Source organism: Brevibacterium zhoupengii (genome assembly GCF_021117425.1).
GTDB classification, from domain to species: Bacteria; Actinomycetota; Actinomycetes; order Actinomycetales; family Brevibacteriaceae; genus Brevibacterium; species Brevibacterium zhoupengii.
Window position 1 is genome coordinate 4,076,167 of the sequence record NZ_CP088298.1, and the last position, 26,659, is coordinate 4,102,825.

The 26,659-nt window shown below is 64.5% G+C and carries 23 protein-coding genes; 4 read left to right on the top strand and 19 right to left on the bottom strand.

The features are described 5' to 3' along the window. Window positions 1-218: 218 nt before the first annotated feature. From LQ788_RS18415 to dcd, 15 genes are all read right to left on the bottom strand, one after another. A complete protein-coding gene (locus LQ788_RS18415) occupies window positions 219-866 on the bottom strand; it encodes a hypothetical protein (RefSeq protein WP_231443534.1) in 648 nt (215 codons plus the stop codon). A gap of 117 nt (window positions 867-983) precedes the next feature. Beyond that, on the bottom strand, window positions 984-1,583 hold the full coding sequence (locus LQ788_RS18420; protein ID WP_231443536.1) for a hypothetical protein: 600 nt from the start codon (window positions 1,581-1,583) through the stop codon (window positions 984-986). Between the two features lie 5 nt (window positions 1,584-1,588). Further along, a complete protein-coding gene (locus LQ788_RS18425) occupies window positions 1,589-2,830 on the bottom strand; it encodes an N-acetylglucosamine-6-phosphate deacetylase (RefSeq protein ID WP_231443538.1) in 1,242 nt (413 codons plus the stop codon). A 16-nt stretch (window positions 2,831-2,846) separates the two neighbouring features. Beyond that, entirely contained in the window at window positions 2,847-4,958 is a 2,112-nt protein-coding gene (locus tag LQ788_RS18430) for a S9 family peptidase (RefSeq protein ID WP_231443539.1), read from the bottom strand. A gap of 44 nt (window positions 4,959-5,002) precedes the next feature. Beyond that, window positions 5,003-5,695: a hypothetical protein gene (locus tag LQ788_RS18435; protein WP_231447477.1), complete on the bottom strand. Its 693-nt coding sequence runs from the start codon at window positions 5,693-5,695 to the stop codon at window positions 5,003-5,005. Continuing rightward, window positions 5,695-7,203 (bottom strand): ATP-binding protein, encoded by a 1,509-nt coding sequence (locus LQ788_RS18440; protein WP_231443541.1) that lies wholly within the window; start codon window positions 7,201-7,203, stop codon window positions 5,695-5,697. The genes LQ788_RS18435 and LQ788_RS18440 overlap by 1 nt, the downstream gene beginning before the upstream one ends. Then, complete coding sequence (locus LQ788_RS18445) at window positions 7,200-7,952, bottom strand: response regulator transcription factor (protein WP_231443543.1); 753 nt, start codon at window positions 7,950-7,952, stop codon at window positions 7,200-7,202. Before LQ788_RS18445 ends, LQ788_RS18440 begins: the two co-directional genes overlap by 4 nt. Further along, window positions 7,942-8,337, bottom strand: coding sequence for a monovalent cation/H(+) antiporter subunit G (mnhG, locus tag LQ788_RS18450; protein WP_231443544.1), 396 nt, complete (start codon window positions 8,335-8,337; stop codon window positions 7,942-7,944). The genes LQ788_RS18445 and mnhG overlap by 11 nt, the downstream gene beginning before the upstream one ends. After that, window positions 8,334-9,041 (bottom strand): monovalent cation/H+ antiporter complex subunit F, encoded by a 708-nt coding sequence (locus LQ788_RS18455; RefSeq protein WP_231443546.1) that lies wholly within the window; start codon window positions 9,039-9,041, stop codon window positions 8,334-8,336. The genes mnhG and LQ788_RS18455 overlap by 4 nt, the downstream gene beginning before the upstream one ends. Continuing rightward, window positions 9,038-9,628, bottom strand: a complete 591-nt coding sequence (locus tag LQ788_RS18460; RefSeq protein WP_231443548.1) for a Na+/H+ antiporter subunit E — start codon at window positions 9,626-9,628, stop codon at window positions 9,038-9,040. Before LQ788_RS18460 ends, LQ788_RS18455 begins: the two co-directional genes overlap by 4 nt. Next, complete coding sequence (locus tag LQ788_RS18465; protein ID WP_231443551.1) at window positions 9,625-11,208, bottom strand: Na+/H+ antiporter subunit D; 1,584 nt, start codon at window positions 11,206-11,208, stop codon at window positions 9,625-9,627. The genes LQ788_RS18460 and LQ788_RS18465 overlap by 4 nt, the downstream gene beginning before the upstream one ends. Next, window positions 11,205-11,804: a Na(+)/H(+) antiporter subunit C gene (locus tag LQ788_RS18470; protein ID WP_231443553.1), complete on the bottom strand. Its 600-nt coding sequence runs from the start codon at window positions 11,802-11,804 to the stop codon at window positions 11,205-11,207. The genes LQ788_RS18465 and LQ788_RS18470 overlap by 4 nt, the downstream gene beginning before the upstream one ends. Then, entirely contained in the window at window positions 11,801-14,851 is a 3,051-nt protein-coding gene (locus tag LQ788_RS18475) for a Na+/H+ antiporter subunit A (RefSeq protein ID WP_231443555.1), read from the bottom strand. The genes LQ788_RS18470 and LQ788_RS18475 overlap by 4 nt, the downstream gene beginning before the upstream one ends. A gap of 232 nt (window positions 14,852-15,083) precedes the next feature. Continuing rightward, window positions 15,084-16,097: a hypothetical protein gene (locus tag LQ788_RS18480; RefSeq protein ID WP_231443557.1), complete on the bottom strand. Its 1,014-nt coding sequence runs from the start codon at window positions 16,095-16,097 to the stop codon at window positions 15,084-15,086. Continuing rightward, window positions 16,094-16,672, bottom strand: a complete 579-nt coding sequence (dcd, locus tag LQ788_RS18485) for a dCTP deaminase (protein ID WP_231443558.1) — start codon at window positions 16,670-16,672, stop codon at window positions 16,094-16,096. Before dcd ends, LQ788_RS18480 begins: the two co-directional genes overlap by 4 nt. Before the next feature lie 287 nt (window positions 16,673-16,959). On the opposite strand from dcd, the gene LQ788_RS18490 reads away from it, so the two are divergent. The 3 genes from LQ788_RS18490 (at window position 16,960) to LQ788_RS18500 (ending at window position 20,567) form a co-directional block, all read left to right on the top strand. Continuing rightward, entirely contained in the window at window positions 16,960-18,387 is a 1,428-nt protein-coding gene (locus LQ788_RS18490; protein ID WP_231443561.1) for an LPXTG cell wall anchor domain-containing protein, read from the top strand. Window positions 18,388-18,483: 96 nt separating this feature from the next. Beyond that, window positions 18,484-19,488 (top strand): ABC transporter, encoded by a 1,005-nt coding sequence (locus LQ788_RS18495; protein ID WP_231443563.1) that lies wholly within the window; start codon window positions 18,484-18,486, stop codon window positions 19,486-19,488. Window positions 19,489-19,607: 119 nt separating this feature from the next. Continuing rightward, complete coding sequence (locus LQ788_RS18500) at window positions 19,608-20,567, top strand: hypothetical protein (RefSeq protein ID WP_231443565.1); 960 nt, start codon at window positions 19,608-19,610, stop codon at window positions 20,565-20,567. 87 nt (window positions 20,568-20,654) lie between these two features. On the opposite strand, the gene LQ788_RS18505 is transcribed toward LQ788_RS18500, so the two are convergent. The 3 genes from LQ788_RS18505 to mmsB form a co-directional block, all read right to left on the bottom strand. Beyond that, a complete protein-coding gene (locus tag LQ788_RS18505) occupies window positions 20,655-22,598 on the bottom strand; it encodes an NHL domain-containing thioredoxin family protein (protein ID WP_231443567.1) in 1,944 nt (647 codons plus the stop codon). A gap of 197 nt (window positions 22,599-22,795) precedes the next feature. Further along, window positions 22,796-23,554: a YggS family pyridoxal phosphate-dependent enzyme gene (locus tag LQ788_RS18510; RefSeq protein ID WP_231443569.1), complete on the bottom strand. Its 759-nt coding sequence runs from the start codon at window positions 23,552-23,554 to the stop codon at window positions 22,796-22,798. A 260-nt stretch (window positions 23,555-23,814) separates the two neighbouring features. Then, window positions 23,815-24,771, bottom strand: a complete 957-nt coding sequence (gene mmsB / locus LQ788_RS18515) for a 3-hydroxyisobutyrate dehydrogenase (protein ID WP_257784997.1) — start codon at window positions 24,769-24,771, stop codon at window positions 23,815-23,817. A 90-nt stretch (window positions 24,772-24,861) separates the two neighbouring features. Between mmsB and LQ788_RS18520 the strand changes: the two genes are divergently transcribed. Beyond that, window positions 24,862-25,737: a LysR family transcriptional regulator gene (locus LQ788_RS18520; protein WP_231443585.1), complete on the top strand. Its 876-nt coding sequence runs from the start codon at window positions 24,862-24,864 to the stop codon at window positions 25,735-25,737. A gap of 42 nt (window positions 25,738-25,779) precedes the next feature. Here LQ788_RS18520 and LQ788_RS18525 read toward each other — a convergent pair whose 3' ends face one another. Then, window positions 25,780-26,526, bottom strand: coding sequence for a 3-hydroxybutyrate dehydrogenase (locus tag LQ788_RS18525; RefSeq protein ID WP_231443587.1), 747 nt, complete (start codon window positions 26,524-26,526; stop codon window positions 25,780-25,782). Window positions 26,527-26,659: the final 133 nt, after the last annotated feature.

Consider the following 26,659-nt stretch of genomic DNA (forward strand, 5'->3'; position numbering starts at 1 on the left):
GTGCAGCCGGGCACAGGTCTCGACGAGTGTCGGCGCGGACGCGATCAGTTGCGATCAGTTGCCGTCCGAAGCGGTCAGTCGCGCTCAGACGCGGTTCGACGCGGCCCGATGCGATCGGTCGCGATTTGTCACACGGAACGGCTCGTCTGCGACAGTGCGTGGCTGTCACCAATGATGTGTGGGTCGGCGGAGTATCCGCCGATGGTGAGGTTCTGAGCTCAGACGAGTGCGGGCGGACCGCGTCGATAGTTCGGGCCGACGACGGCAGAGGTGACGGCCTGGGGCAGCTGGTATTCGCCCTGGATGAGTCGGGTCGGGAACTCGGCCAGAACTCCGAGGGCCTCGGAGAGGGCTCGGAGCGCGGTGGCGATCGGCCCCAGGGCCAGCTGCAGGATGGTGAGGATGATGTCTTCGCCGCGTTTGAGAACGACTGCGGTGACAATGACGGCCGCGACGTGGGCAAACACCATGGCCACGCCCGCGCTCGAGCCGTCACCGGCCATGTGCGACAGCGGCTGGGAAGTCGATCCTGTCTGGCCCAGGTCAAGTGCACCGGTCCCGTGGTGCATGTGCTGATGGCCCATGACCGTTCCGGTCGTCGTTGCACCGCTGGAGGCGGGTGCGGCAGTGAACCAGCCCATCGACAGGTGCATGAGGATCTGTCCCAGACTCAACAGCGATCCCAGGGCCAGATAGCCGAGCCGGCGGCCGGCGAGGATCATTGCGGCCCACAGGGCGAAGACGAAGACGATCACAATGCCGACGGGAGAAGTCGAGCCCCCGGCGCCGACGTGCATGAGAACGGCGAGCAGGGTCGTCATGAGTGCGGCGAAGAGAGCGCGCACCGACTTGTTCGACCCGGTCATGCCGCTCCTCTCCTGGGACTTCTCACACGAATGGCATCATGGCTGAGCCTCAGAGGACTCAAAGCTTCTACTCAGTGTAGAACTAAGTGGGTTCCCGACGCCACAGCGATGGGGAGGTTACATCCTCAGCCAGGTATCGGCGGTCTTCTTGATCATGGCTCCGGCGGCTTCGGCCTCGTCCAGCCAGGTCACTGGCTGGCCCTCGGGGTCGATCACTGCGTCAGAGAGGACGATGACGTCGAAGTTGCACACCAGCGCGGCCATCGCCGAGGCACGAACCGAGCCCGGCAATTCGCCGCCAGCATTGTCATCAGCAGAGTCTGCTTCGCCAACCGAATCTGTACCATCAGCAGCGTCCGCACCATCCGCGCCGTCCGCCTCGTCCGAGGTGTCTGCGTCCTCGAGGGTTGCAACGGTAGTCACGTCCCCACCGGCGATGACGATGCGGTCAACGCCCATGTCGTGGAGGCCGGGCGCCAGGTCGCGGATGCCGTCGAAGACATCGGGCTTCTCCGAACGCAGCACGAGATCTTCCTCGTCGGGGACGAAGATGGACAGTTCCTCATCGTCGATGTCGACGAGTTCGTCCTTCGTCGAGGCGAAGATGAGCACACCGCCGACGGTGCGAGTGCGGCCGACGATGTCGACTAAAATCTCGGCGTTCTCGTCGGAGATATAACTGGCGTCGTCGGTGTCAATGAGGAGCAGGGCATCCATGTGTCCTATCGTGCCATGTTCTGTGCCCTGATGCTCATGTCCGCGTTCAGCAGCAGGTACTCGGCGGGCATCCCGACACGCAGCAGACAGCCCTCGTCTTCTGCGATGAACCCGAGTGCTCGCAGGGGCACCAGGCTCGCGGCCCGGACGGCTTCAAACGGGCTCATCCCCACCTCGGCGACCGCCCTCATCACCGCATCGTCCATGGTCAGGGTCGAACCGGCGATGGACCCCGTCGCCCCGTCCTCGCCCAGCAGCCGTGCCACCGAATCCTCGACCTGCACCGGCAGCGAACCGAGCATGTAGCGCCCGTCGGCCATCCCCGTCGCGGCCATGGCGTCGGTGATCAGTGCGATCCTGCCGGGGGCCAGTTTCGCAAGCATCCGTGCCGGTGGCGCTGCCACGTGGACTCCGTCGTTGATGAGTTCGAGGCTGACGTGCCCGGCATCGACGGCGGCGAGGATCGGGCCGGGTGCCCTGTGGTGGATGCCCGGCATCGCGTTGAACGTGTGGGTGAGAATTCGTGCGCCCGCGTCGAAGGCTCGTGCTGCTTCCTTGTAATCAGCTGCGGTGTGGCCGACGGCCACGCTCACCCCCGCCGAGGCGAACCGTGAGATCGCGTCGATCGCTCCCGGCAGCTCTGGGGCGATCGTGATCTGAGCCAGTGTCCCATCGGCTGCGGTGAGGATCGATTCGACCGCCTCGGGGGTGGGAGCAGTGAGCACTTCGGGTGCGTGCGCGCCCTTGAAGTCCGGGGACAGGAACGGACCTTCGGCGTGGAGTCCCAGCACGGCCGGGTTGTCGCGGCAGAGCCTGGCCCCGGTGGCCAGGGAACGGCACAGGCCGGCGACCGTATCGGAGACATAAGACAGGGCGAGGGCCCGGGTTCCGTGCCGGCGGTGAACTGCCAGCACCTCGACGAGCCCGGATTCCCCATCCTCGGCGCTGGAGCCGCCGGCCCCGTGGCAGTGGATGTCGACGTAGGCGGGTGCCAGATACGCTCCCTTAGCGTCGATGATCTGCACCGTCGCCGAGGTGCTCAGGTCCTTCCAGCCCGTCCCACGTCCGCGGGCGATGACGGTTCCCCCCGCCGACGCGAGCCAGTCATCCCCGGTGGCCGGAGTAGGGCCGTCCGAGATGGACCCGTCCGAGCCGACCCCGGTGGGATCGCCGTCGAGGATGACGGCGTTGTGGGTGATCGTGTCTGCGGGCATCATGTTGCTCACCAGAGTATTCTCCAAGGTCATCGCTGCAGTTGAGTCGTCACCCCAGGGCGCGGATGCGTTGGGCGTCGATGTCGAGGACGTGTTTGTCGAGGAAGGCCAGGACAGTTCGGTACCAGACTTCGGCGTTGCCGCGACCGGTGATCCAGTGCCCCTCGTCGGGGAAATACAGGAAGCGGTGCTGGGTGAGTCCGTCCGCGTCCAGGGGTGTCTTGGACCGGGTGAGCAGGTCGTACCAGAGTTCCTGACCCTGACCGATGGGCACCCGGTAGTCCTTGTCACCGTGGATGACGAGCATCGGCACCTCGATCCGGTCGGCGAACAGGTGCGGTGAGTACGTCGACGACTGCTTCCGCATGGCCACGTCCCAGGAGGCGTTGTCCGTGGTCCGGCCCATCGACGTCGTGTTCCACAGGGAAGCGTGGGTGACGATGCACGCGAAGCGCTGACTGGTATGTCCCGCGACCCAGTTCGCCATGTACCCGCCGTAGGATCCGCCGGCCAGAGCCGTGCGCTGCTCGTCGATGTCGGGCCGCTCGATCGCCGCATCCGTGAGTGCGAGGATGTCCGTGAACGGTGCCCCACCCAGCTCCTGCTGACCACGATCGATCATCGCCTGGCCGTAGCCAGTGGAGATCGCCGGATCCGGCAGCAGCACCGCGTATCCGGCTGCGGTGAACGGTCCCGGGTTCCACCGGTACGTCCAGGCGTTCCAGGACCCCCAGGGCCCACCGTGGGCGAACACGACGAGGGGGAACGGCCCTTCCCCGTCGGGCAGAGCCAACCAGGCGCGCACCTCGGTGCCGTCATCACCTTCAGCGGCCACCTCGGTGAGGGTGCCTGTCCCGTCGATGACGTCGGCGGGGTTGGCCAGCTCGCTGATCTGTCCGGAGACCAGGTCGATGGCGATGGGCAGGGGTGCGACGTCGATCGCCGAGGCGGTCGCGACGACCCGCAGTCCCTGAACGTGGAGTCCGGCAAAAGCATATTTCTGACCGGGACCGCCGACCAGTCGCCGAGGCTGTTCGTCGTTGACATCGCCGATGAAGACGCTGCCCCGACCGAGATCGTCTGCGGTCGCCACAATCGTCGAATCGTCGGCCCAGACGGGGTCGAACCACTGGTCGGCATCCGGCCACACCGGGCTCAGCGTCTCCGTATCGAGGTCGAGGACCATGAGTGCCGCGGACAGGTTCGTCGTCGACGTCCAGAACTGCTCTCGAGTGAGCAGTGCCCGGGTGCCGTCGGGGCTGATGGCGTCGATGCTGTACGCGTGGTCGACCGCGGCACCGATCAGGAGGCGCGGTGCCCCATGCTTGTGCACGTCGATCTGCCAGATCTCGCTGGCCTCGAGCTGACCTGGGATCGGCTTCTCGACTTGCACGAGGACGAAGCGGGCCTCATCATCGACGGCCCAGTCCACGAGCCGACCGGGTGGCAGCGACAGGTAGCGGAAGGCCAGGTCGGCAGGGCGTGTGGAAGTCGAATCCTCACTGTCGCCGGTGGCAGCGGCACCTGTGGCTCCGGTGCCAGCAGCCGTGTTCGAGGTGGAGTCGGCCTCGTACCGAGCGGTGTCGGTCGTGAGGTCGTCGGCGAACTCGTCGGCGACGGTGCTCAGGTCTGCGATCGCCAGGGTCTCTTGCCCTGGGCCCAGATCGTGGTCCCAGCGGCGGATGGGGAAGCCGGAGTGCAGGATGGCGCTGACCTTGGAGTCGCGGCGCTCCTGGCTGTAGTCCCGGTGCTCGTCCTCGGTCGCGGCCCATGTGTGAGTGGGGAATTGGACGATCATGGACTGACCCTTGACGTCGATGCGGGAGAAGCCGCCGTCATGATCGGCGAGTTTGCGTGCCTCTCCTGTCTCCGGCAGCGACCAGAGGCTCGGGCTCTCGGCGTCCTTGCCGTCCTCGCCGGTGCGCTTGGCCGCGAAGTACAGTGTTCCGGATTCGCTGAGCGCGGCGGCTCCGATCGGCTGGTCACCGCGGGTGAGGCGGCGCGGGCTCTCACCGCTGATGTCTGCGAGATGGGTGAGATAGGTGTTGCACTCGGCGTTGAGGAAGGAGTACTGGGCGATCACACGGTCGCTCTTGTTCGTCAGGAGGCCTTGCAGTCGGCGGGCATCGAGGAGAGTCGTCACAGCGTCGTTGGTCATCATGAACCCATCCTAGGATCATCACCGATCTTCGGGCCCGCAAACCGCTATTTGAATCTGGGTGTGGGGACCTTCTCTCCGTCGAGGGTGACGGTGGGGAGCATCTTCTTGAACTCCTCGGCAGCCTCCGGGTCAGTTTCGAGGGCGCGCATATCAATTTTGATCTCGACCAGACGCCCATTGGTCTTGTAGCCGATCACGACTCCGTACATGACCGTCGGCTTCTGGTTGATGGCGAAGATCTCCGTCGGGCCGAGCACACCCTGGTAGGACCAGTAGTATCCGGCGGCGAGGTTGCCCGAACGCTGAGCGAGCACCGAGGAGTCCTTCTCGGAGAACGTGTACTTCTTCCGTGAATCGACGAGCGACTGCGGCGAATCGTCATAGCCCTTGGTGCAGGTGACGAGGGTCATGTCGCTGTCGGCAATCGAGGTGCCGCGCGAGAACGAGTGGAAGTCATCGGTCACCGACCCCTCCGTCCAGTCATCAGTCATGGCGAGGCTGACGTCGACCGGGCATTCGGCGCCGAGGTTGACGGAGATCTTCTTCATTCCCTCGGGGATGCCGTCATCAGGAGGCGCAGTCGTCGGGTTCTCGCCGGCTTTCTCCTCCACGGCCACACGAACGGGACCGGAATCGCGTTCCGCGGTGCGGATCTGCAGTGCGGAGCAGCCGCTGAGGACGAGGCCGAGCAGTGCGGCTCCCGCCGCGACTGTTCGCACCTTCGACGCGTGCCTCATCACCGTTCGTCCCTCGACCGCAGCTCCCTGCGGGTCAATGGCTGCTGTCCGGAATCAGGCTGCTGGGTCTGCGGGGAAGGCTCAGGCGGTCGCTGAGGCTGTGGCGGATGCTGTTGCCACACCTGCTGTGGACCCGGTTGGCTGCCGTATTGTTGCTGTGGCCCGGGCTGACTTCCATACCCGTGCTGGGGTCCTGGCTGACTCCCGTACTGCTGCTGGGGCACTGGCTGGCTGCCCGCCCCCTGCACAGGTCCTGACTGAGATCCTGAGACGGGTCCTGGCTGCGGGCCGGACTGCGGTCCCGATGGTGGGCCCGATTGAGGAGCTGCCGGTGTCCGGCGCATGCCGGGGCCCGGTTTGAACTGGGAATGCTGACCGGAATCCGGCGGGAACCCACCGCTGACCGACTCTCCGGTCGAGCGGTTGACCAGGTTGCCGTCGACTCGTTCCAGGCGGCGTTTCGAGGTTCGACGAGGAGTTCCCAAGATCCGGCCCTGCAGCTCGGCCTCGTTCGGCTGCCGAGGCGGCACGAACCCGGGTGACTGACGTGAGTCGGGAAGCTGTACGGGTTGGACCGGAGAAGAACCGGCCGCTGCGTGCCCGACCTGATCGTTCATCGGCGGCACGGTCACCTGTGCGGCATCGCCGAGCACTGGCAGCACCATGCGCACCGAGGTGCCCACACCCTCTTGACTGAACAGCTGCACGGAGCCGCCATGCCGGGTCACGATCGCCCGGACCAAGGACAGCCCCATGCCTGAGCCTGCCACCGCACGGACGCGGGAACCGCGTGAGAGTTCGTCCCACACCTGTTCCTGCTCTGTCAGCGGGATGCCGCTGCCCGTGTCAGCCACCTCGACGACGACCCACCTGTGGCTGTCGATGATCTGCTCATTGGCACGCAATTCGACGACTTCGGCTTGGGAGGAGTATTTGAGCGCATTGCCCAGCAGGTTGAGGATAGCCGTCAGCAGCAGGTCCTCTTCGCCGGCAACGTCGGGCAGACGCCAGGGGGCGCGGGCGACGGTGGCCACGATCATGCGGTCCTCGGCCCCGGGCGCCGTCGATGCGTCCTCGACGGCCTGGTGGATGAGTCGGTCGAGGTCGACGCGGGAGTATTCGATGATCCGAGTCTCGACGTCGGCGAGTTTACGCAGGTCGGCCAGGAGGCGTGCGACGCGGCGGGAGGAGATGTCGACCTGCTTGGCCGAGGATTCGACCTCGGTGATGGATCCGCCTTCGCGGACGACGTCGCGGATGCTCGCGGCCGAGGTGCGCAGAGCGGTCAGGGGGTTCTTCAGCTCATGGTCCAAACGGATGAGCATCCGGTTACGTTTGGCCAGGGAGTCCTCGTTGGACGCTGTCTCGATCGATTCCCGCAGCGTGGCTTCTCGCTTGCGCAGATACCTCCAGGCGAAGAAGGCACCGACTGCCAGGCCTGCCAGGACCAGGAACAGCAGAAGCAGGAACAGCCAGATCTGGATCTCGAAGACCAGAAAGTTCGTCATAGGGTCCTCTGACCCTCTTCGCCTCGAACCTCACCGACGAACCGGTAGCCGCGGCCCTGCACGGTCGCGATCCATCGCGGTTCGGCAGCGTCCTCGCCGAGGACTCTACGCAGTTCGGCCACACGCGAATCCACCGCGCGGGTGCCCACGGCCTCCTCGAAGCCCCACAGGATCTCGAGCAGGCGGGAACGTTCGATGAGTTCGTCTTTGTGGACCATGAGGTATTCCAACAGGGTGAAGCCTTTGGGGGTGATCACGAGTTCGCGGTTGCCCATCCAGGCGCGCCTGCCCACGCGATCGACGCGCAGGCCGAAGCTCGAGGCGAGCACGGGGGCAGTCGCCAGGGGCGGCCCGTCCGTGCGGGTCCGTCGCAGCACCGCTCGGATGCGGGCGACGAGTTCGTGCGGGTCGAAGGGTTTGTTGAGGTAGTCATCGGCGCCCTCTTCGAGTGCCATGGCCCGCTCGACGGCTTCGCCGACCTGTGTCAGCAGCAGGACTGGGACCCAGTTCTCTTCCTGGCGCAGTCGGCGCAGGACCTGTCTGCCGTCGGCACCGGGCATGAGGACATCGAGGACGCAGACGTCGGGGTTGTGCCGGTGGATCTCGTCGAGAGCCAGCAGGCCGTCGCTGGCGGCGAGGACCCGAAAACCGGAGCGTTCGAGGAAGGGGACGACGGCGCCGAGGACATCGGGCTCGTCATCGGCGACCAGAACCAGGGGCTGGGGTTCGTGCTGATTGTCAACCGTCATTGGGGTCCGTTCCGATTCCTTTTCTGCGTTCCCACGCGACTTCTCTGGCCTCTGCCCGATCGACCGCCTCGGCGAGCTCATCTCGGTACAGCATAGAACGACGCAGGTGCTTGGTGCGATAACCGGCGCGTCCGACCATGTGCGTAGCCACGGGAATCGTAACGAGCTGGAAGGAGATGATGATCGCCAGAGTCGTCACCGTCGACCAGGTCGGATACTGGATGGCGATCGCAACGGCCACCATCAGCAGCCCCAGCACCTGCGGCTTTGCACTCGCGTGCATGCGTGAGAGGAGATCGCCGAAGCGCAGCAGACCCACTGCGGCAGCCAGTGAGAGCACCCCGCCGAGGAGGATGAGCAGCGCAGAGATGATGTCGAGGATCATCGGCGGCTCCCTTCGTCGTCGGGTTCGGGACCGGTGCGAGCACCGTCATCGGAGTCATCTGGTCCCGCATCGGGGCCGGTTCCCTCTCCCTCTCCGTCGACATCCGGATCCGCACCGTTGGGATCCTCCATGCTGGGGCCCTCGTCGGCGGGTTCGAACTCGGCGCCCGCATCCTCACCGTCGGCGGGGACGGCGCCGGGATCAGAGCCCTGATCGAGTCCGACAGTCACGGGATGGTTCTCCTCGTCCTCTTGGACGGTGACAGCATCGGGGCCATCGGAGACATCGGCGATCCCGCGGGCCACATCGTCGGGCCACTGCGCGTTCTCATCTGGCATTCCACTCGCGGTCGCGGATTGCGACTCCTTGGGCATGTGCCAGTCGGAGCTGGAGAAGTCACTGAGTGAACCCACCTCGGCGCCGGGGGTCATGGAATCGGACTTGGACACGTACCGGGACACGCTGACGGATCCGACGAATCCGAGCATCGCCAGCACGATGAGTACGGGCAGGAGATCGGTGCGACCCGACAGGGCCATGAACCCGCCCAGACCGCACATGATGGAGGCCAGCACGACGTCGGTGGCGATCATGCGGTCGAGGATCGAGGGTCCGCGGACGATGCGGTAGAGGGCGATGATCGCCGAGGCGGCCAGCAGCACCGAGGCCACGACGACGAGGGTGTCGAGCACGATCTGGCTCATCGGGCACCTCCATTTTCATCGACCATCGGGTCGGGGTTGATCTTCAGCGCAGCAAGGTCACGGTGGGAGCCGAGGGCTTTGATGAGCAGCTCTTCGATGTGGTAGACGAGCTTCTTGGCCGCGATGACCTTCTCTTCGGAATCACAGTCGAGGACGTGGAGGTAGAGGACACCCGACGCCCGGTCGCTGTCGACGATGATCGATCCGGGGATGAGGCTGGCGGTGTCTGCCACGAGTGTCATCAGCAGGTCAGAACTCGTGCGCAGATCACACGCGATGACCGATCCGGCGCCCACAGCGCGGCGCCGGAATGCGTACCAAGCCACCTCGACCGAGGCGATGATGAGCGAATAGAGGAACCACAGTCCGTAGTTGAGGGCGTGGATGATGTTGAAACGTCCGGACAGCACCACCGGCGGCAGGTAGAAGACTCGTGTCACGACGAAGGAGAAGATCACGCCGGTGATGATGTGCATCAGCGACACGGAGTCCCAGAGCATCACCCAGAGGACGACGAGGAAGAACACCAGCACCAGCTGCTGGACGAAGCTGCGGCCCTTCGACATCCGGGGTCGTCTGGCGTTCACTGGTCATCACCGCCCAGTACTTTCGTCGCATAGCTCAGCGGAGACTGCAGGTTCTGCGCGGCACGGTCGGACAGATCCCACAATGGAGCGGCGAAGACGGTGAGGACGATCGAGGCGATCACCACGACCGTGGTGGCTGCGAACATCGATCCCGGGACGCCGATCTGAGATTTCCAGGGCTTGCCAGCGAGCTTGGCCTTCTTGCGTTCGGCGAACTCTGCCACGAGCTCTTCGCTCGGCTCCTCCGCATCCGCGGGGTCGCGCCAGAAGGCCAGGTTGAAGGTACGTCCGATGACGTAGAGGGTGAGCAGGCTGGTCACGGTGCCGGCGACGATGAGGGAGACTGCGAGCCAGTCGTGATCGGCGAAGCCAGCGGCGAAGAGGGCGACCTTGCCGATGAACCCGGAGAACGGCGGGATGCCGGAGAGGTTGAGTGCCGGGATGAAGAAGATGATCGACAGTGCTGGTGAGAGCACCATGAGTCCGCCGAGTGATCTCGTCGACGTCGACCCGCCGCGCATTTCCACCATGCCTATGGCCAGGAACAGAGCAGTCTGGACGATGATGTGGTGGACCGTGTAGTAGATCGCGGCGGAGAGTCCGACAGTCGTTCCCAAAGCCACACCGAAGAGCATGTAGCCGATGTGGGAGACGAGGGTGAAGGACACGATCCTCTTGATCTCCGACTGGGCGATCGCGCCTAAGATTCCGATCACCATCGTCAATGCCGCGGCTATCAGCAGCGGCACCCGCAGGGAGGATTCGGCGAACAGGAGCGTCTCGGTGCGGATGATCGCATAGATGCCGACCTTCGTCAGCAGGCCTGCGAACACGGCCGTCACCGGCGCCGGAGCAGTCGGATAGGAGTCGGGCAGCCAGAAGGACAGAGGGAAGATCGCGGCCTTGATGCCGAAGCCGATGAGCAGGAGGACATGCAGGATCATCTGCACATCTGGGGGCAGGTCGCTCAGCCGCTCGGACAGCTGCGCCATGTTCACGGTTCCGGTGGCCGAGTAGATGACGCCGATCGCCGCCAGGAAGATGACCGAGGACACGAGCGAGACGACGACGTAGGTCACGCCCGCCCGGATCCGCTCGGCTGTGGCTCCCAGCGTCAGCAGCACATAGGACGCGAGGAGGAACATCTCGAAGCCGACGTAGAGGTTGAACAGGTCTCCGGCGAGGAAGGCGTTGGCGACACCCGCGCACAGCACCAGATAACTGGGGTTGAACACGGAGATCGGGGTCTCGTTCGAATCGTCGTTGGCGTCCTGGCTGAGTGCGTAGATGAGCACGCACAGGGTGACCAGGGAGGAGACGACGAGCATGAGCGAGGAGAGCCTGTCGGCGACGAGCACGATCCCCGCCGGCGGTTCCCAGCCGCCGATCGCCACGACCTGCGGACCGTGGGCATCGACACCGAAGAGCATGATGAGCGAGATGACCATGACCGCGCTGAGGATCAGGATCGACACGATGTTCTGGGCCCGCGAGTGCTTCGACAGCACCAGCGCCAGGCCGGCGCCGATGAGCGGCAGGAGAACGGGCAGCGGCACGAGCACGGGGAGGAGATCTGTCATTTCTTCTCCTCCGTCTCGGTTCCGTTCGAACCGTCGTCATTCTTGGTCGCCGAGGTGGTCCCGGCCCTACCCGTGACCGAGCTGTTTCCGTCCGCACCGGTGCTGTCGGTCTCGGGTTCTCGTTCGTGGGGCTTGCCGTCATCGTCGAGATCGATGGCACCGGTGATGGGGCTCTCGGCCTCGTCACCGAACTCTGTGTCGTCGTAGTCCGTGCTCGCCTCCGCCTCGGAGTCGATCATCTTCGTGATCGCCACCTGCAGGTCGGCGGTGTCGTCCTGCAGCGAATCGGCTCGCACCAGTCTCCAGGAGCGGTAGATCATGGCCAGCAGGAAGGCTGTGACCGCGAAGGTGATGACGATGGCGGTGAGGATGAGCGCCTGCGGCAGCGGATCGGACATGCTCGCCGTGGACAGGTTCTCTCCATCGGTCAGCGGTGGCGTTCCCTTTCCTGCGGTGAGGATGATGAGGAGGTTGACGCCGTTGCCCAGCAGAATGAATCCCAACAGCACGCGGGTCAGCGACCGCTCGAGCATGAGGTAGATGCCGCAGGCGAAGAGGAATCCCATCGCCAGCACCATGATGAAGGGCAGAGTCATAGTCGTCCCCCTTCCGCGCCGTTGTCCACGTCGAGGTGGTTGACACGGTCGAGGATCGAGGAGACTGCATCGTGTTCGGCCTCGGCGCTGAAGTTCTCCGAGAGTTTGTATGACTGGTTGAGTCGGTTGGTCAGGACCATCTCATCGCGTTCCTGGTGCAGGTCCACCTCGGCGCCCAAGGATTTGAGGATGTCGAGCATGAGGCCGACGACGATGAGGTAGACGCCGATGTCGAAGAACGTGGAGGTCCCGAAGGACAGGTGCCCGAGCACTGGAATGTCACCTTCGAGGTAGACGGACTTGAACACCGTGTCGCCCCAGATCCAACCGCCGACACCGGTGAGTACGGCCATGATCATTCCGGTTCCCAGCAGGCCTGAGGGGGTGAAGCGGGCCGCCTCGGCGAGTTCGAATTTGCCGCCGGCGAGGTAGCGCACGACCAGTGCCAGACCAGCCACGAGACCACCGGCGAAGCCGCCGCCGGGCTCGTTGTGGCCGGCGAAGAGGAGGTAGAGGGAGAAGATGAGGACCGCGTGGAAGATCAGACGGGCGGTGACTTCGAGGATGATGGACCGGTTGCGTGGGGCCAGTGTGCGTCCGGCGATGAGCCAGGAGACTCGGCGCTGGGTCACGTCCTCGTGCTCGGGATCGTGGTAGTGGAAGTCGCCGATCTCCTCGGCCACTGGCTGGAAGCGCACGCGCCCCTGTCCTTCGGTGCCGTCCCTGCGGGAGACGAAGCGGTGGAGGTGTCCTTCACGGCCACGGACGAAGATCAGTCCGGCGACGCCGGTGCCGGCGGCAACGAGGACCGAGATCTCACCGAGGGTGTCCCAGACGCGGATGTCGACGAGAGTCACGTTGACGATGTTCTTGCCGTGGCCGAGTTCGTAGGCGAGCTGGCCGAAGTCGACGGAGACCGGGTCGCTGATGCGCACTCCCGCGGCGATGAGCACGACCACCATCATGGTTATGCCGACGGCTGCGCCGATGATGGCACGCCAGGCCGGGGTGAAGCGTCCGGTGCTCTGCCCGATCCGAGCCGGGAGTCGGCGCAGGACGAGCACGAAGACGACGATGGTGATCGTCTCGACGAGAACCTGAGTCAGGGCCAGATCCGGGGCGCCGACGAAGGCGAAGTAGGCGACCATCGCATAGCCCGAGATTCCGGTGACGACGACGGCAGTGAAGCGTTTCTTGGCCCGGGTCGCAGCCACGGCGACGACGATGAGGACTGTGGCGACGATGAAGTCGAGCGGGGTGTCGAAGAGTTTGAAGCCGATGTTCCACGTGTCGTTCGAAATCACCGCGAGTCCGACACCAGCGACGAGGACGAGGTAGATCACACTCTGGTAGAACGGCAGCGAGCCTCGCTGGGTCCGGGAGGTGACCCACAGAGCCAGCGTCTCCATCGAGCTGATCATCTTGCGGTAGAGGTCGTGGAAATCGAGGCCAGAGGGCAACGTCGATTGGACCTTGGCGAAGGAGTCACGGACGAAGAAGAGACCGAGGCCCACTGCGATAGTCACGGCAGACAGTGCCAGGGCCGGCTCCAGCCCGTGCCACAGAGCCAAGTGGTAGTTGCCGTCGCCGGGGTCGATGACCGGCAGCGTTGAGGTCCAAGCTCCGAAGTAGCCGTCGATGAGTCCGACTGCCGGGCCGAGTGCGACGGTGAGGACGGTGAGCATGACCGGGGAGATGATCAGTGTGATCTTCTCGTCGCGTCGAGCGATGTCGTCGACGCCTTCCTTGCTCGAGAACGCACCCCAGACGAAGCGGGCCGAATAGGCCACGGTGAGCATCGAACCGATCATCACGCCGATCAGGGCGATGATCGATGCCTTGTCACCCGAAGCGAGCAGGGTCGAATAGACCGCTTCCTTGGCTGCGAAGCCCAACAGCGGCGGCAGACCCGACATCGAGGCTGCGGCGATCGTGGCGCAGACGGCCACGACCGGGAAGGCCTTCCAGCCTCCGGAGAGCTTCGTCAGGTCACGCGTGCCGGCGCGATGATCGATGATGCCCACGCACAGGAACAGACAGGCCTTGAACAGCGCGTGTGCGATGAGCATGGCTAGGGCGGCCTTGGTGATGTCGGGGGTGCCGAACGAGGCCAAGGTCGTGAGGAATCCGAGCTGGGAGACCGTCCCGAAGGCGAGCAGGAGTTTGAGGTCGGTCTGTTTCAGCGACTGCCAACCGCCGATGAACATCGTGAGCAGACCCAGCGTGAGCAGGGTCTCCGACCAGCCAGGCAGAGAGTGGTAGCCCGGGGCCAGACGCAGGACGAGGTAGATTCCGGCTTTGACCATCGCTGCCGCGTGCAGGTAGGCGCTGACCGGGGTCGGTGCGGCCATGGCGCCGGGGAGCCAGAAGTGGAAGGGAATCAGCGCGGACTTCGACACGGCACCGACGAGGATGAGGATTACGGCCGAGACGATGACCGGCCCGGTGTCCATGCCTTCGCTCGCGCGCTCCATGAGGGTGGAGATCTGGCCCGTTCCGGTCGTGGCCATCAGCAGGATCATGCCCACGAGCATGGCCAGTCCGCCGGCTGTGGTGACGATGAGGGCCTGCAGAGCAGCCTGGCGGGAACGGCGGCGGGACTGGCTGTGGCCGATGAGCAGGTAGGAGAAGACGGTGGTGCCTTCCCAGAACAGGTAGAGCATGAGGAGCTCATCGGCGAGGACGAGTCCGTACATCATTCCGGCGAAGGCCATGAAGACCGCGGCGAACCTGGCCAATCCCGGCTCATCGGGCGGGAAGTAGCGGGCGCAGTAGATGAATACGAGGGCCCCGACGCCGGTGACCAGGAGGCTCATGATCCAGGAGAGCTCATCGAGGCGGAAGATGCCGTCGAGGCCGAGTGCCGGCAGCCAGCCCATGCTCTCGACCCAGGGTGCCCCTGCGGCTCCGAAGATGTCGGGGACTTTGGCCAGGCTGAGGATCAGACCGGCAAGCGGCACCAAGGCAAGGAGGAAGAACCCGTTGCGACCGAGGCGCTTGACCAGTGGGAACGCAATGACAGCAGCCCCGAAAAAGGCTCCTGTCATGAATATCACCGGCGGACACCTCCGTCATTTATACGATTTGCCAGAATGTAGTGCTCACCAGTATTTTCTCACGACACACCGTGTATCTCCCAATCAGCGGACTGGTAATCGGCAGTCATTCTCAACACGTTCTGCTCGGCTGCCCCATCAAGGCCGCACGCTCACCGCGCGAATTCCGATGGCAGCGGATCGGCGGGCGGGGCAGGCTCTTTTCGCTCGCCGAGGGGACGAATCAGCTGCGAAGCTGGCTGCTGGTGACGAGGAACCCGGTCTCATCCAGGCCAGTCCCGTCACTGCCGATGAGCAGCTCCGCGCCGATGCTGTCGACGAGGCTGGCCACCTGATTGCGCATCCGCCGGAACCGTCGGGTTTGGGCCGGCTGGTATCGCTTCGATTCAGTGTCCATCCAATGCACGTGGTATTCGACCAGCGGCATCTGCAGATGTTTGGCGATGATCGGCGGCACCCAGTCGGCCTCAGACACGCGCACCTCGATGATGCCGGCCGCCTCGCTGATATCTCCGAGCGGGACGAGGAGCGAATAGCCGTCGAGGATCACCGGCGCCGAGGCGTCGAAGAGCGGATCGTCGATCGTGGCCTGGGCGAGGACCGCCTCGTCAGGTGTCGGCAGCGCCTGCTGGAAGGCGTGCGGGGCGTGCTTGCGCACGAGGGAGAGTGCGACCTCGGGCTCGAGCCAGTAGGTCGAATAGAGATAGAGGTCGATCTTCGCTTCGGGGTCGGGCACGAGGACCCGGGTCGGCAGACCAGCCTCGTCCGCCAACCGAACACCCGTGTGCAGGCGTGATGCGACACCCAGGATGAGACTGAGCATCCGCTCTTCTTCCCGGTCGGGCAGGCCTGAGGGGAATGCTGTGTTGAGCCCGTCGGCGTCGCTGAACCAGTCCGGCGGCGGAACCGGCTCACGGTCTCGGGGGCAGTCGATGACGACCGCATGGTGGGCCCAATCGGGCAGTTCGAGCGCAGCGATCGTGGCCGCGTCGAGGTCGACCCCCTCGCTCAGGCGCGAGTGTCGGCTCAGTTTCAGCTGACCATTGGCGTCCAAGCGGGGCGTGATGTCGGGAAGCCTGTTGTGCACGAGTGCGAGCACATCGGAGACCTCGACCCCTTCGTCGAGGAGAAGCAGATGGAATCCACGCAGGTCTGCCGAGACGTCGGTATCGACGCCTGTGTCACTGACACGCTCGGCGGCCTGACGCCGCATCCGCAGCTCTCGGCGTGTGGTCACATGTCCCTCCGGTAGAAGTTGAGATGCGAACGGGAGGCCGTCGGACCCTGCTGGCCCTGATAGCGATTGCCGGTGGACTGCGAACCGTAGGGGTTGAGCGCAGCCGAGCTGAGGCGGAAGAAACAGAGCTGGCCGATCTTCATTCCCGGCCACAGCGTGATGGGCAGGGTGGCGACATTCGAGAGCTCAAGCGTTACGTGACCGGTGAATCCAGGATCGATGAAGCCGGCCGTGGAGTGGGTCAGCAGTCCGAGACGTCCCAGCGATGACTTACCCTCCAGCCGGGCTGCCACATCATCAGGCAGGGTGACGAGTTCGTGGGTGGAGGCCAGCACGAATTCGCCGGGGTGCAGCACGAAGGGCTCCCCCGGTGCTGCCTCGATGAAACGGGTGAGCTCGGGCTGATCGAGGCTCGGATCGATGACTGGGTACTTGTGGTTGTCGAAGAGACGGAAATAGCGATCCAGGCACACATCGACGCTGGCGGGCTGAATCAGAGACGGGTCATAGGGGTCGAGGGCGATGCGTCCGGAGTCGAGCTCGGCGCGGATGTCGCGATCGGAAAGGAGAGTCACGTATCACATGGTAGTCGCCCTGGACTCTGGAGTGCAGTGAGCTGGGCTTATACGGGGGCGAAAAATGTCACAGCAGCTCCGACACGCCGTACTTATGTAACGACTCGATAACGATAACCGCAGTTTTTGCTGGTTTTCTCCCGTGTGTCTCCCCATAGGCATTGGTGAATGCTTTAGAGTTAGGAGCTGTACGAACCCGCGCACGATGGTGCCTTCCTCTTCTTAAGCCAAGGAATGCCGGGAGTCCATCGTCTTTCGTGGGTTGACAACAAACGAAAGGCATTACTGTGAAGACCTCGCGTCTTGTGCTTGCCCCCGCAGTAGCCGTTGCATTGACAGGTCTTGCTGGCGCTCCCGCGTTCGCAGCGACAGAGTCCGCTCCGGTGCCGGCAGGCCCGCTCTGTGCGTATGATGACGCACAGCAGTCAACTGACCCCGATTCCAAGGTTCCCGACAGCTCAGACCCGCAGGCGACACTGTCCGCGGCACAGGTCACCCGAGCTGATATTGCCGACCGCAAGAAGGGCATCGGATTCTCCGGCACGGGATTCACTCCCGACGACAAGGCGACCGTCACGGTCGTCGGCACCGATGGGTCCAAGTACTCACCAGAGACCAAGCTGACCGTCGACGAGAAGGGAAAGGTGTCCGGCACCTACTTCTTCTCGGTCACGGACAACGCCAAGGTTCCGACCGGCAACTACTCTCTCTACCTCACCGATGAGAAGACCGAGAAGGACTCCTCGAAGGTCACCTTCGAGGTCGTCGGCTCTGCCAAGGACCTCGACGAGGATGCCAAGGCACCCGATTGCACCCCGGCAACCGGCCCGGCCTCGGACCCGTCCGAGACCGACGAACCCAGCGAATCCGCTGCGCCGACTCCGTCTGAGACGAAGACTGAGGAGCCGAGCAAGACTGCCGAGCCGACTCCCACTGAGTCCAAGTCGGAAGAGCCCAGCGAAAAGCCGACTGAGACCAAGGAAGCTCGGAAGCCCGCTGCTCCCAAGCCCACTGAAACTGAGACGAAATCTCCTGAGCCGACTGAGTCCGCAAGCGAGACGTCGGAGCCGACCGAGACGGAGTCAGAGGCTCCAGCGACAGACGACACCGATTCTGCGGAGCCAGAGGCCCCCGCAGCTGACGATGCCGACGATGAGTCCGAGGCCCCGCAGGCAGGTCCGTCGGAGACGACAGCTCCAGCCAGCCCGGGCACCGATGACGGCGAGAAGAAGGCCGCGGCCAACGCGACCCAGGCACTCATCATCGATCCGACCGAGATCAGCTCCGAGGACTTCCTCAACGAGGGCATCAAGCTCGGCATCACCGGTGCACAGCCTGGCGAGAAGATCACGATCACTGTCGAGCACGCTCAGGGCAAGGTCGATCGCTACACCATGACGAAGGAAGCCGACTCTGAAGGCAAGGCGACCTTCGGCGTGCAGGCGAAGGTCAAGGCCGTGCTGGGCACGTACAACGTCACAGCTCAGGCAGACAGCTTCGACAAGCCACAGGGCGGCAGCTTCACCGTCGTCACCAACGGCACCTCCGTCGATGAGGGCGGAGAGAACGGCAACGACAGCGGCAGCGACCTGCCTCGCACAGGTGCAGAGATGACCGGGCTCGCGCTCGGCGTCGGCCTCCTCGTTGTGGGTGCCGCGGCCGTCGTCATCACCCGTCGGCGGATGACCGCCTCCGACGATCCTGCGGAGTTCTAAGATCCGTTGAACGATGAATTGTCCCTAGCGGGGCTGCACCTCGGCGGACACCAGATCGATCTCGGTCGTCTCCGAGCAGGGACAATACTCGGTCTCATGGGCAGCACGGACAGCACCACTGAGGTGGTGCTGTCCGTTGCTGCGCGCTCTGACGTCGCGCCTGCGCCACAGTTTCCAACCGGAATCCGATCGGGTCTCACGCGTGTGCGCAAGTGGGTCAAGTCATATCTTCGCGAAGCCAATGCCGGATCTGGGGAGGCGGCATTGGCACAAGCGTGTACGGAATTCGGGCTTCGACCCGATGTGCTGAGACGTCGATTCGGCGAACTCGATGTCAGCGACAAGGCAAAACTTTGCCTAGTCGCGGCGTGGTCGACTGGAGCGACGTGGTTGACCTTCATCGACCCCTTCGCCTCCGTTCCGGGCCATGTGCGCGCAGGTCTGCGCGGCCGCTTGGCCGATCTGGCTGCCGCACACGGCCGCGGAATCGTCTTCTCCTCGAATACGCTGACCGACTTCACCGTCGCCGAGGCGGGGGTGGCCGACATCGAAAAGGGCGAGCTCGTCGCGTTCGGCACTCTGGAGCAGGTCGTCACGGAGCCCAGGGGTTCCCTGCCTGCCGAACTCAGCGGAGTCAACGTCTATTCCGGGCTGGCGCGGAAGGGGTGGCTGTCGATCGGCCACTCTGCGGTGAAGGCTCGGACCGAACTCGATGGGAAGGTCTTCGTCACCCTCGGGTGGCGCAGTGCCCTCCTGTCACTGGACAAACACGACCCGGCGTTCACCTCGGCGACGGTGTTCGAAGCCATCGTCATCGGACTCCGCGATCGCGGATCCTGTCTGCAGGCGAAGCTGTCGCCGGTGGACACGGAGATGGGGCTCGCACTCGACGTGGACCTGGCCGATCTGGCCGGGGTTCGCCGCGCTCAGCCCGTCGGTACTGACATCGATTCTGATCGGTCCGGCTCGGTGGGCGGGTTCGGAGTGCTTCATCCCGGCCTCGGCCAGTCGATCGCAGAGTTGCGTGCCAACGTCAAGGTCGGCACCCATGTCTTCGTCGAGGTCGACACCTCGGCGCTGCACGCCTACTCAGTGGAATGATGCACGCCGGCGCACGTCCGGTCACTGCTGCCCGCGTGTCCTCGCCGGTCATGGAGCTTCGCGGCGGCTGATTGGCATTAAACTGAAATTCCCTCATTCCCCACCGATTCAGGAGAGCAATGCGAACTTCGCGCAAGCTTCTGATTTCGGCGCTCCTGGTCATCGTCCTCACCGTGGCCGCAGTTCCGCTCCTCAACCTCACCGTCTACACTCCTGCTCGCGCCGCAGAGGCCTATATTTCGGCGATCGAGGACGCCGACGCCGAGCGGGCGTTCTCCTACCTCTCCTCCCCCACCCCGTCCTCGACTCTGGCACTCAACCATGATGTGCTCTCAGCCGCCCCCGACCTGCCGCGCGATCCTGAGGCGACGACCGTGTCGATGGACGGCGACCAGGCGAAGGTCTCGCTGAGCTATGTCCTGTCCTCGCAGACGCAGACCGTGGATCTGTCCATGGTCAAGCTGCCGGCGAGGGCCGGGCTGTTCGATCGTTGGGCGATCAAGCAGAAGGATTGGCCCACGCTTGACCTGCAGGTCGAGGGGTCGTCAACGGCCACAGTCAACGGCTATGGAGTCTCCGCCGGGACTGTTCCCGTGCTGTTCCCAGCCACCTATCTCGTCGGCTTCGATGCGACCTATCTGAAGTCGAAGCCCGAACGCGCCGAGGTGATCGCTCCGACCGATACCGCCGAGATCGCGATGTCGCCCGAGCCCACGGCAAAGCTGGAGCAGGCTGTCGACGAGCAGATCACCGAGCATCTGCAGAAGTGTGTGAAGTCGAAGACCCTCTATCCCTCGGGATGCGTGTTCGGCTACGACACGGACAATGAGATCCTCGGCGACGTGAAGTGGTCGCTGGCACGCGACCCGCAGGTCAGCCTGACCGCCTCGGGCAACGATCTCGAGCTCACTCCGTCCACGGTCGAGGTGCGCATCCAGGGCCGCTACCGCGATATCGTCACGGCCGCCGAACACGACTTCGACGAGACGCTCTCCTTCGTCATGGGCGGCTCCGTCGTCGTCAAGTCCTCTCAGGTCAGCTTCGATCCGCGCCGCCTCGGAGACATCTCCGTGAAGTAGCGGCTCCGGGCAGTAGCCGCTCCAGGCGGGTCCGTCTGAGTCTTCAGGTGGACCCGCCTGAGCCTTCAGTCGTGCTTGTCTGAGTCTTCAGGCGCCGCGGAGGTCGAGGGTCAGTTCGGCCGGTGCCGTGGCGACGAGGTCGACCGGGATGCCCCAGTCCTGTTGGTAGAGGTGGCACGCAGCGTGCAGCGGGATCTCTCCGCCTGGCTCTCCATCGCAGGCGGCCGCTCGTGCGGTCACGTGCAGGACTCCCGATTCGAGTTCGGGGTTGATGACGATGTCTCGGGTCAGCCCCTCGGCCCCGCCGCTACCGGAGACGATGAGCTCCGGCGGTGTCGACGAGACCTGCAGGTAGGTGGGGTCACCCCACCGGTCGTCGAGCTTCTGACCGGCAGGAACGGTGAAGCTCACACTCACTGCCACGGGCCCTGAGGAGATCTCGGTCGAGGGGCGTTTGCTGGTGAGCGCCCCTTCGTCGACTCGTTGGGCGTCCTTGGGCAGCTTCACTCTGGTCAGGGCGTGCGCGGCGGACTCGACGATGAGGAGTTCGGCGTCGGCTCCCTCCGTGGTCGCCTCAGCGCTTCCGGCTGCCTCGAGGACGAAGATGTCTGAGGGTTCGCGCAGCCCTCGAGCCAGTGTCGAGACCTCGTTCGTGGTGAAGTCATAGCGGCGGATTGCGCCATTGTAGGTGTCGGCGATCGCGAGAGATCCATCCGGCAGGCTCCGCACTCCCAGGGGGTGCTGCAGCCGGGCCTCGGCGGCGGGCCCGTCACGGAAGCCGAAGTCGAAGAGGCCCTCTCCGATGAGCGTGGAGACCGCTCCGGTGCTCGGGTCGAGGCGACGGATCGCTGAGGTCTCCGAATCGGCGATGAACACATCGCCGTCGGCGCTGAGGTCGAGTCCCGAAGTCTGCGCGAACCATGCGGTCTCGGCCTCACCATCGGCCAGGCCTTCATTCATGGTGCCCGAGAGCAGACGGATCGATCCCGTTTCCGGGTTGAACGACCAGATGGTGTGGTTGCCTGCCATCGCCACAACCACCTCGGCGGTGGCGGGGACGTAGAGGACATCCCACGGTGAGGACAGCTTCACCTCGAGGGCAGGGCCGTCGTAGCGGCCGAGCTCTCCGTGAGTCCCGACCACATTGTCGATCGCGCCGACCATGTGCTGTGATCCGGTGCCGGCGACCGTCGTCACGGTTTCGGTGTCGAGATTGATGCCGCGCAGAGTGTGGTTGACCGTGTCGGCGACGACGAGGTGGTAGCCGGCCTTCGCGGCCACGTCATCGGGCAGAACGGTGATGCCACCGGGTTCGCTGAAGCTCGCCGAGGTGAAGTCGCCGTCGTCTGATCCTCGTTCTCCGGTGCCGATGCGTCGGATGATGGTCTGGCCGGAAGCGTCGTATTCGACGAGGCTGTGGTGTCCCGAATCGGCGACGAGGAGGTTCCCCGAAGACAGCGCGGTGACCTTTCCGGGATAGAACAGCTCGGTCTCCGGTGCTGGTGGCGGCACGTAGGGTCCGTCTCCGGAGTGCAGCGTCCCCTTGGCCGAGTGCTCTTCGATGAGCCCTTCGATGATTTCCCCGAGGCCTGCACCGTGGCCTTCGCCCGAGAGAGTGGCGACCAGGTAGCCCTCGGGGTCGATGACGGCCAGTGTGGGCCAGGCTCGGGCGGTGTATGCCTGCCAGGTGACGAGGTCTGGATCGTCGAGGACGAGGTGTTCGACCTGGTAGCGCTCGACGGCCTGATCAACGGCCTCGACGGTGCGTTCGAACTCGAACTTCGGCGAGTGGACGCCGATGATGACGAGTTCCTTGTTGTACTTCTCCTCGAGCGGTCGCAGCTCGTCGAGGACGTGGAGGCAGTTGATGCAGCAGAAGGTCCAGAAGTCGAGCAGGATGACCTTGCCGCGCAGGTCGGCCAGGCTCAGCTCCTTGCCGCCGGAATTCATCCACCGACGGCCGATGAGTTCAGGTGCACGCACCTTGACCTGATGGGCGGCTGCTGAGGGTTCCTGCGGACTGGAGTTCATAGCTCCATCTTCACAGATTCACCGCCGCGACGGGAGACCCGGTGTCATCATGTGACCAACGCCCCAGCCGTCAGCCTGGGGCAGACGCTGCGCCACGTCTCCGGGGCAGCAAGTTGGACGGCGAGGCAGCGAGTTGTGCAGCGGCTCTGGAGCTTGGGCGGTGGGTTGCACAGCGGCTCAGGAGCTTGGGCGGTGGCTCAGGAATAGTCGCGGGCTCCGAAGACGCTGGAGCCGACGCGGACCATGGTCGCGCCCTCGGCGATTGCGAGCTCGAAGTCGTTGCTCATCCCCATGGACAGCTCCGTGGCCTCCGCGGGCATGACGCCTGATGCGATGAGCTTCTCCCTCAGTTCCCGCAGGTCAGCATAGCTGGGACGGATCTCCTCGGGAATGCGCCCTGGCAGGCCGATCGTCATCAGTCCGCGCAGCTTCATGCGCGACAGTCCGCGGAGCTCGGTGATGAGACCTTCGGCCTCTTCGGGGGCGATGCCGGATTTCGAGTCCTCGCGTGAGGTGTTGACCTGCACGAAGATGTCCACCGTGGCATCGAGGACCTCGAGGCGGTTGTTGATCTTCGTTGCGAGTTCAAGGTTGTCGACGGACTGGATGCAGTGCGCGTGGCGCAAGGTGTGGTTGACCTTGTTCTTCTGCAGCGGGCCGATGAGATGGGCCTCGTGATCGAGATCGGCCAGGTCCTCGGCCTTGCCGACCAGTTCCTGGACCTTGTTCTCGCCGACGAGTGTGAACCCGTGCTCGATTGCGACGCGGATCTTGTCGGCTGGCTGGGTTTTGGTCGCGAGCAGCACCTGCACGTCAGCGCTCGTCCGACCGCTGGCCTCGGCGGCGGTCGCTGCCCGAGCGGCCACCTCGTCGAGGTTGTCTCTGATGGAGGCGACGGCCTCCGGGGACAGTGATGCGGGAGTGTGCTGTGGTTCGGGAGTGTCTGGGGAACTCATGCTTCCAGTCTTACACGTACCCGCTGAAGTTGCAGGTCGCCAGCGCAGCGGCGTGGGGCCCGGTTCTCTGCAAACGGTTGGTAAGTTCTCCTCGAAGTCCGTTCGGGGATCGAGGAGAACTTACCAACCGTTGGTTCTCGTCCTGCGGAACACAGACCGTCAGCTGCCGCATGCTCGGCGGCGGCGTTCGTCTCAGCCACTCGCCGTAGCGGCGCTGCCCCTGTTCGGGCAGGCCTGCGCCTACTCGGGCAGCTCAGCCGCTATTCGGGCAGGCCCTTGGCCTTCGCATCGATGTTCTTGATCAGCGCCGAGGTGTCGAGACCTTCGAGTCCGGCATCGACGAGCTTCTGCAGCTGAGCGTGGACGAGCTGGGCCGCCGGCAGGTCGAGGCCCTGTGTCTCGGCACCGGCGAGAGCCAGACCAACGTCCTTGTGCATGAGGGCTGTTGCAAACCCGGGCTTGAACGAGTTGTTCGACGCTGCTGTCTCTGTCACGCCCGGTACGGGGTACCAGGTGCGCAGCGGCCAGGAATCGCCGGAGGAGACGGTGGCAATGTCGTAGAAGACCTTCGGGTCGAGCCCGAAGCGATCGGCGAGCACTGCCCCTTCGACGACACCCTGCAGGCTGATCGAGAGCATCATGTTGTTGACGATCTTGGCGGCCTGGCCAGCTGCCTCGCCACCAGCGTGGAACATGTTGCCGGCCATCGGTTCGATGAACGTCTTCGCCTCGGCCACGTCCTCATCGCTGCCGCCGAGCATGAAGGTCAGCGTGCCGGCCTCGGCACCTGTGACGCCGCCGGAGACCGGTCCGTCGACAAAACGGAACCCAGCCTTGACCGCTTCGGAGTGGAGGGCACGAGCCGAATCGAAGTCGATCGTCGAAGAATCGACAAGGAGGGTCTTGGTATCGGCATGAGCCAGGACGCCGTCGGCTTCGAGGTAGACCGCTCGGGCGTGCTCACCCTTGGGCAGCATCGTGAAGACGATGTCGGCTCCGGCGACCGCCTCGGCGATGGACTTGACGGGGTTCACCCCGTGCTTGGCTGCCTCTTCGACGGCGATCTCCATGAGATCGAAGCCATTGACGGTGTGACCGGCTTTCACCAGGTTTGCAGTCATCGGACGACCCATGTTCCCCAGGCCGATCCATCCAATCGTCGACATAAAATGCCTCCTCGCATCATGTTCTTCTGCTGATTCAGTGTTGCCCCTCACATTACGCCAGTCGCTGCGGCAACACAGGTCGAGGAGAATCACATATTCCGCACCGGATATGTGCGCACACGCAGATAGGATGGGACGACTATGGCTTCATATGCACCAGGCGGTTCCGGTTCGCAGATCTCACCCGAGGATCTGCTGACGCTGCTTGCCGTGGCCCGGTTGGGCAAGTTCACGGCCGCCGCCCACAGCCTGGGGCTCAACCACACCACCGTGTCCCGACGCATCGCAGCCCTGGAGAAAGGCTACGGCGAACGACTGCTCGTGGCCTCCCCTGACGGGTGGGAGCTCAGTGCCGCTGGCCGTCTTCTGCTGCCAGTGGCCGAGGACATCGAAGCCGCGCTGGGACGCATCGACTCCCACGCCAACTCGGCGCTGTCCGGCACGATCCGCCTGGCCTGCCCTCAGGCCTTCGCCCTCGAGTACGCGGTACCGGCCCTGACCCGGCTGCAGCGCAGCCATCCCGGACTGCAGTTCGAACTCATCGCGGCGACCCAACGGGCCAGACAGTACCGTTCGGGTGTGGACATCGAGGTCGTTGTCGGTCGGCCGAACGCGCCGCGCAGCATCGCGAAGCACATCCGCGACTACCGGCTCCAGCTCTATGCCTCGCATGATTACCTGCGCAGCCACAGCACACCGACGACGATCGACGACCTCGCCGAGCATCGGCTCATCTACTACATTGAGAACTCGCTTCAGGTCGACGACCTCGACGAGGCCGGCAACGCTCTTCCACGGAGCAAGGGCTTCTTCCGCTCCACCTCCGTGCATGCTCACGTACTCGCCACCTCTAACGGGGTCGGCATCGGGATCCTGCCCGACTTCCTCGCCGCGAACAACAGCCGCCTGGTGCAGGTGCTGCCTGGGGAGTTCTCGAAACCGGTCTCCTACTGGGCTTCGGTCCGCCACGAATCCCTGCGCAATGCAGGGGTCCGCAGCGTCCTCGAGGTCCTCTGAGCCGAGCCCGATTTCGGGCCCGGCTTCGGACCCGGCAACTTTCTAGGCCGCGGACCAGCCGCCGTCGACGCTGTGTGCGCTGCCGTTGATGACCGCGGCCGCGTCGCTGGCCAGGAACAGTGCGAGTGCAGCGATGTCACCGGGATCGGCAAGTTTCGGCACCGCCGAATGGCCGAGGAAGACCTGCTCGAGGACCTCGTCTTCGGTGATGCCGTTCGTCTTCGCCTGATCGGCGATCTGACCCTTGACCATCGGCGTCATCACATAGCCGGGGTTGATCGCATTGCAGGTCACCCCGTGTGGCCCCGCCTCAAGCGCGGTCGTCTTCGTCAGTCCCATGAGCCCGTGCTTGGCCGCCACGTACGCCGATTTGTTCGCCGAGGCACGCAGCCCGTGGATCGAGGAGAGGTTGATGACCCGGCCCCACCCCTTCTCATACATCGACGGCAGCGCCGCCTTTGTGAGCACGAACGGCGCTTCGAGCATGAGCGTATTGATCAGCCGCCATTCGTCGAGGGGGAATTCGGTGATCGGGTGGATGCGCTGAATGCCGGCGTTGTTGACGAGGATGTCGACGTCGAGATCAAGTCCATCCAGCGCCGAGGTGTCCGCGAGGTTGACCGTCCACGCTTCTCCCCCGATGTCGCCGGCCACGGCTTCCGCCGATTCCGCATTGACGTCAGCGACGATGACGTGTGCTCCTGCTGCGGCGAAGGCTTCGCTCATTGCCTTGCCGAGGCCGGAGGCTCCCCCTGTGACGAGGGCGCGTGTGCTGCTGAGATCGACCATTTCGGTCCCTTCGATCGTAGTGTGCTTCGCCAGTGCGGTCAGCTGTGGTGATGTCAGCTGTGGTGGTGTCGACTGTCATGGATTCGGGCGGCACCGATGTTCATCGGCACCGCCCGAAGATCGAACTCACTGT

Excerpts from the sequence above, each read along its gene's own strand:
- LQ788_RS18415 (WP_231443534.1), bottom strand. The coding sequence starts at position 866 with ATGACCGGGTCGAACAAGTCGGTGCGCGCTCTCTTCGCCGCACTCATG.
- LQ788_RS18420 (WP_231443536.1), bottom strand. The coding sequence starts at position 1,583 with ATGGATGCCCTGCTCCTCATTGACACCGACGACGCCAGTTATATCTCC.
- LQ788_RS18425 (WP_231443538.1), bottom strand. The coding sequence starts at position 2,830 with ATGACCTTGGAGAATACTCTGGTGAGCAACATGATGCCCGCAGACACG.
- LQ788_RS18430 (WP_231443539.1), bottom strand. The coding sequence starts at position 4,958 with ATGATGACCAACGACGCTGTGACGACTCTCCTCGATGCCCGCCGACTG.
- LQ788_RS18435 (WP_231447477.1), bottom strand. The coding sequence starts at position 5,695 with ATGAGGCACGCGTCGAAGGTGCGAACAGTCGCGGCGGGAGCCGCACTG.
- LQ788_RS18440 (WP_231443541.1), bottom strand. The coding sequence starts at position 7,203 with ATGACGAACTTTCTGGTCTTCGAGATCCAGATCTGGCTGTTCCTGCTT.
- LQ788_RS18445 (WP_231443543.1), bottom strand. The coding sequence starts at position 7,952 with ATGACGGTTGACAATCAGCACGAACCCCAGCCCCTGGTTCTGGTCGCC.
- mnhG (WP_231443544.1), bottom strand. The coding sequence starts at position 8,337 with ATGATCCTCGACATCATCTCTGCGCTGCTCATCCTCCTCGGCGGGGTG.
- LQ788_RS18455 (WP_231443546.1), bottom strand. The coding sequence starts at position 9,041 with ATGAGCCAGATCGTGCTCGACACCCTCGTCGTCGTGGCCTCGGTGCTG.
- LQ788_RS18465 (WP_231443551.1), bottom strand. The coding sequence starts at position 11,208 with ATGACAGATCTCCTCCCCGTGCTCGTGCCGCTGCCCGTTCTCCTGCCG.
- LQ788_RS18470 (WP_231443553.1), bottom strand. The coding sequence starts at position 11,804 with ATGACTCTGCCCTTCATCATGGTGCTGGCGATGGGATTCCTCTTCGCC.
- LQ788_RS18475 (WP_231443555.1), bottom strand. The coding sequence starts at position 14,851 with ATGACAGGAGCCTTTTTCGGGGCTGCTGTCATTGCGTTCCCACTGGTC.
- LQ788_RS18495 (WP_231443563.1), top strand. The coding sequence starts at position 18,484 with ATGGGCAGCACGGACAGCACCACTGAGGTGGTGCTGTCCGTTGCTGCG.
- LQ788_RS18500 (WP_231443565.1), top strand. The coding sequence starts at position 19,608 with ATGCGAACTTCGCGCAAGCTTCTGATTTCGGCGCTCCTGGTCATCGTC.
- LQ788_RS18505 (WP_231443567.1), bottom strand. The coding sequence starts at position 22,598 with ATGAACTCCAGTCCGCAGGAACCCTCAGCAGCCGCCCATCAGGTCAAG.
- LQ788_RS18510 (WP_231443569.1), bottom strand. The coding sequence starts at position 23,554 with ATGAGTTCCCCAGACACTCCCGAACCACAGCACACTCCCGCATCACTG.
- LQ788_RS18520 (WP_231443585.1), top strand. The coding sequence starts at position 24,862 with ATGGCTTCATATGCACCAGGCGGTTCCGGTTCGCAGATCTCACCCGAG.
- LQ788_RS18525 (WP_231443587.1), bottom strand. The coding sequence starts at position 26,526 with ATGGTCGATCTCAGCAGCACACGCGCCCTCGTCACAGGGGGAGCCTCC.